This window comes from Rhizobacter sp. P3_C12, from assembly GCF_056402735.1.
The window spans coordinates 1-4,089 of the sequence record NZ_JBFUGW010000409.1; the positions used below are offsets into that span (position 1 = coordinate 1).

Below are 4,089 nucleotides of genomic sequence, written 5' to 3' on the forward strand. Positions count from 1 at the left end.
CTCATCGGCACTGTTTGACCACAACGAACGAAGTGAGTGGAGGGAGTTTGCCGATGCATCCCCAAAGCCGATCTTCGCAGTGGAGTCGGCGCCCCCTGGGGCGCCGGCCGCCTCGGCATGAGCCCCCAGCCCATTCCCTCACCCGCCGCGACGCGCGACGCGACGCGACCCCACCCAGGCTTATGTCAATCGCTGCGTGATGGTGCGTGCCACCCGCTCCGGCGCATCCGCCAGCAGCGCCGGCCACAGCGCATGGGCGCGCTCGCGCGTATCGCGCACGATGCGCCGGAAGCGGTTGAACGCCAGCAGCCCCGCCGCCTTGGCCAGTGCCTCGGCGGCGTCTTCGTCCCAGGCTCGCAGCGATTCATCCATCTTGCGGTTCTGCGCCAGCGCGCGCGGATCGGCCGGGTCGAAATACGCCGCCACGCACACCATGTCGTAAGCCGGCGCGAGCCGCGGGTGCACGCCGTCGGCGTAGACCAGCGCCCAGTTCTTCGAGTGCGCATCGGTGTTGCCCATCAGCGCATACGCGGTCCAGCGGCGGAACACCTCGTCGAGCTCGCGCACGTCGCTGGCCGGGGACTGCTTCAGCAGCACCAGCAAGGCCCGCATCGCGGCCGGCAGGTCACGGTACTTGCGGCGGCTGTCGATGCCCAGCGCCTGCGTCAGCTCCTCGAAGTGCACGCGCTGTGTACTGCCGTCGAGCAGCTTCCGGCGGTCGAAGCGCGGCACGTGCAGGTAGTGGCTGAAGGGCAGCGCGACGCCGGGCAGATCGAGCTCGGCCACCGGCCGAGCGCTCGCGCCGGCGGTTTGCACGCCCACCGCCTCGGCCAGCCGGTAGCAGCAGGCCTCGTTGTGCACCAGGTCGGGGTAGGCGGTCGACGGCAGCTTCACCAGCACCTCGCCGGCCTCGGTGCCGCTGCGCACCACGTAGCGTGCGCCGCGGTGCACCATCGAGAACTTCGTGACGAAGCCGCCGAGCGAGAAACCGTCTTCGACCGGCGCCGCCACCGCCGACGGCTCCAGCGGCTCGAGCCGCTTCGTCGCATGCAGCTCGACCACGCCGGTCGGCACCTCGTGCGCCGGCAGCACCTCCAGCGCGCCGGGCAGGTCGTGCCCGGCCGCAGCCAGCAGCTCGAGCTCGTCGTCGCGCTCGACACCGCGCCGCTCGGCCAGCCGGTCGCGGTTGTGGCCCTCGGGCAGCATGTTCTCGAAGAACACCGGCAGCCGGCCGATGCGCACCAGGCGCTCGTCGTTGACGGCACCCAGGATCGCGCGCGTCTGCGCCTCGTCGGCACCGCGGTACAGCTGCGACAGCGTCGGCCGCGCCGAGTCGCCGACATAGGCGTCGTCGAACGAGACGCGGATGTTGTCGCCGACCTGCGAGAGCCAGCCGATGCGCCGCGGCTGCGCCGCATCGGGCACGTGCAGCCGCAGCTCGGCCATCGTGATCGGGTCGCCGTGGCTCACGCAGGGGCCTCGTCATCGTCGATGTCGGTCTGGGCGTCCTCCCCGACCCGATACCGGAACGCCTGCTGCCCCACGCCGAGCGGCGCGCTGACGCCCGCCGGCAGCGACACCGACTGCCCCTGGTTGGCGATGAACGCGACCGTCTCGGCCAGCAGCGGCTTGGGCACCGGCACCAGCACGTAGCCGAGCTCGTCGAACAGCGCCGTCAGCGTCGACAGCCGCGCATCGGCCTGGCCCTCGGCCGCGGCCACCGTGAGCCGGCTCAAGCCGGTGCGCTCGGCCAGGCTCACCAGCGAGCGGCCACCGGCGCGGCGCAAGGCCTTCAGCTGGGCCGGCAGGGAAACATCGATTTGCATGGCAAAGCAATCATTTTGTTCAGAATGACTGCTTTACTATACATTGACTGGAAAACCATGCAAATCAGGCGGGATGTCTGGAAAACCAGGCAGGCGGCTTCAGTACGCCGGTCGTCAGGCTGGTGCCGAGCAGGATCACCGCGCAGCCCAGCAGCATCTGCGTCGTCAGGCCTTCGTGCAGGAACAGCCAGCCCCACAGCACCGCGAACACCGGGATCAGGAAGGTGACCGACAGCGCGTTCGCCGGCCCGATGTGGGCGATCAGCCGGAAGAACAGGATGTACGCGACGCCGGTGCAGCCGACCGCCAGCAGCGCGGCCGCCGACCAGGCCGTGGCCGACGGCATCGCCGCGGGCCACCACACGAGCGCTGGCACCGCCAGCACCAGCGCCGACGACAGCTGGCTGCCGGTGGCGACCGCGAGCGGCGGCACGCCGGTGAGGAAGCGTTTCGTGAAGCTGCCGGAGAAGCCGTACAGCAGCGTCGCCGCCAGGCACGCGAGCACCGCCCAGCCGCTGCTCGCACCGGGCTTGAAGCTCGCCTTGTCCCACGCGAGCCACAGCACGCCGAGGAAGCCGATCGCCAGGCCCAGCGTGCGCGCGGGTGTGAGCTTGTCGCGCAGCCAGCCCCAGGCGATCAGCGCGCCGAACAAGGGCGTGGCCGCGTTGAAGATCGACGACAGCCCGGCCGTGATCGACAGCGCGGCGTAGCTGAAGCACAGGAAGGGCAGGGCCGAGTTCGTCAGGCCGACCACGAAGATCGGCCGCCAGTGGGTGCGCAGCGCACCGCCCTGGCGGCGCAGCATCAGCAGCGGCAGCAGGAACAGCGTGGCGCCCCAGACGCGCACGGCGGCGAGCGCGACCGGGCCGAACTCGGCCGCGCCCATGCGCATGAAAAGGAAGGACGCGCCCCAGATCGCGGCGAGCCCCGTCAGCTCGATCCCGTCGGCGCGCTTCAAGACGTGGCCTCGCTCAGGCCCGTGACCCCGTCGACGCCTTCAAGCTGCAGCAGCGCCTGCTTGCGGTGCAGGCCGCCGGCATAGCCGGTGAGGCTGCCGTCGTGGCCGAGCACGCGGTGGCACGGCACGATCACCGACACCGGGTTGCGCCCGACCGCCGCACCGACCGCTCGCACCGCCTGCGGCGCGCCGACCTCGCGCGCGATGGCTGCATAGGTGCAGGTGCCGCCGGCCGGGATGCGCAGCAGCGCCTGCCAGACGATCTGCTGGAACGGCGTGCCCTGCAGGTCCAGCGGCAGCTCGAACTGCGTGCGCCGGCCGGCAAAGTAGTCGCGCAGCTGCTGCGCCGCCTCTTTCAGCAGCGGGTCGTCGGGGTCGTGCGGCACGGTGGGCAGTTCGCCCGGATGCGCCTTCTGTCCGTCGAACCACATGCCGGCCACGCCGTTCGCGGTGCGCGCGAGCAGCATCGTGCCGAGCGGGGAATCGAACGCGGCCTGCGCCGTGCAGACGGCCTGCAGGCGGCGGTTGAGCGTGCTGGAGGTGTTCATGGTGTTTCTCCTGAAGGTGAAGGGGGCAGGGGCGCCAGGCTGTTCCACAACCGAAGCACCGCATACGAGCGCCACGGCCGCCAGGCCTCGGCGCGGGCATCGGCCTCGCGCTGGTTCTGCGTGCCGAACAGGGCTTTCATCGCGTTCAGCACCGCGACGTCCTTCGGCGGGAAGGCGTCGGGCCAGCCGAGTGCGCGCATCGCGAGATAGTGTGCCGTCCACGGGCCGATGCCGGGCAGCTCGGCCAGCGCCGTCATCAGCGCCTCGGGCTGGTGGGGCAGCGCGAGCAGGCGGGTCAGCTCGGGCCAGGCATTCGCGAGCGCCTGGATCGCCCCGACGCGGCTGCGGATGATGCCGAGCTCGGCGATGCGCTCCAACGGCGCTGCAGCCAGCGCGGCCGGCGACGGGAAGCAGCGCGCCGCGTCATCCCACGGCGTCGTGACCGGCTCGCCGAAGCGCTCGATCAGCCGCCGCGCCAGCGTGCGCGCCGCTGCCACCGTGACCTGCTGGCCGAGCACCGCGCGCACCGCCATCTCGAACGCGTCGATGCTGCCCGGCAGCCGCAGGCCGGGCGCGCCGGGCAGGTCGCGCAGCGCGTCGTCGATGGTCTGCGGCGCGGCATCGAGGTCGAGCCAGCGCCGCACCGCCATCACGACGCGGCCGCTGTGCGGCGCGAGCGCCGGCGCGTAGCGCAGCCGCAGGCTGGCCGGGCGTGTCGGCGTCGCATCGATGAAGGCGGCCTCGAGCCAGCCGGCCT

Annotated in this window: 5 protein-coding genes; all 5 read right to left on the reverse strand. The window is 71.7% G+C overall.

Annotation, left to right across the window (positions count from 1 at the left end):
* Positions 1-180: 180 nt before the first annotated feature.
* Positions 181-1,470, reverse strand: a complete 1,290-nt coding sequence (locus tag AC1DXV_RS32135) for a type II toxin-antitoxin system HipA family toxin (RefSeq protein ID WP_477937539.1) — start codon at positions 1,468-1,470, stop codon at positions 181-183.
* The gene (locus AC1DXV_RS32140; protein ID WP_477872244.1) at positions 1,467-1,826 is read right to left on the reverse strand and encodes a helix-turn-helix domain-containing protein; all 360 of its coding nucleotides are present in this window, start codon (positions 1,824-1,826) and stop codon (positions 1,467-1,469) included. The genes AC1DXV_RS32135 and AC1DXV_RS32140 overlap by 4 nt, the downstream gene beginning before the upstream one ends.
* Before the next feature lie 64 nt (positions 1,827-1,890).
* Complete coding sequence (locus AC1DXV_RS32145) at positions 1,891-2,784, reverse strand: DMT family transporter (RefSeq protein ID WP_477872246.1); 894 nt, start codon at positions 2,782-2,784, stop codon at positions 1,891-1,893.
* Positions 2,781-3,332, reverse strand: coding sequence for a methylated-DNA--[protein]-cysteine S-methyltransferase (locus tag AC1DXV_RS32150; RefSeq protein WP_477937541.1), 552 nt, complete (start codon positions 3,330-3,332; stop codon positions 2,781-2,783). The genes AC1DXV_RS32145 and AC1DXV_RS32150 overlap by 4 nt, the downstream gene beginning before the upstream one ends.
* The coding region (locus tag AC1DXV_RS32155) for a DNA-3-methyladenine glycosylase family protein (protein WP_477937543.1) at positions 3,329-4,089 on the reverse strand (761 nt) is incomplete at its 5' end. The genes AC1DXV_RS32150 and AC1DXV_RS32155, both read right to left, overlap by 4 nt.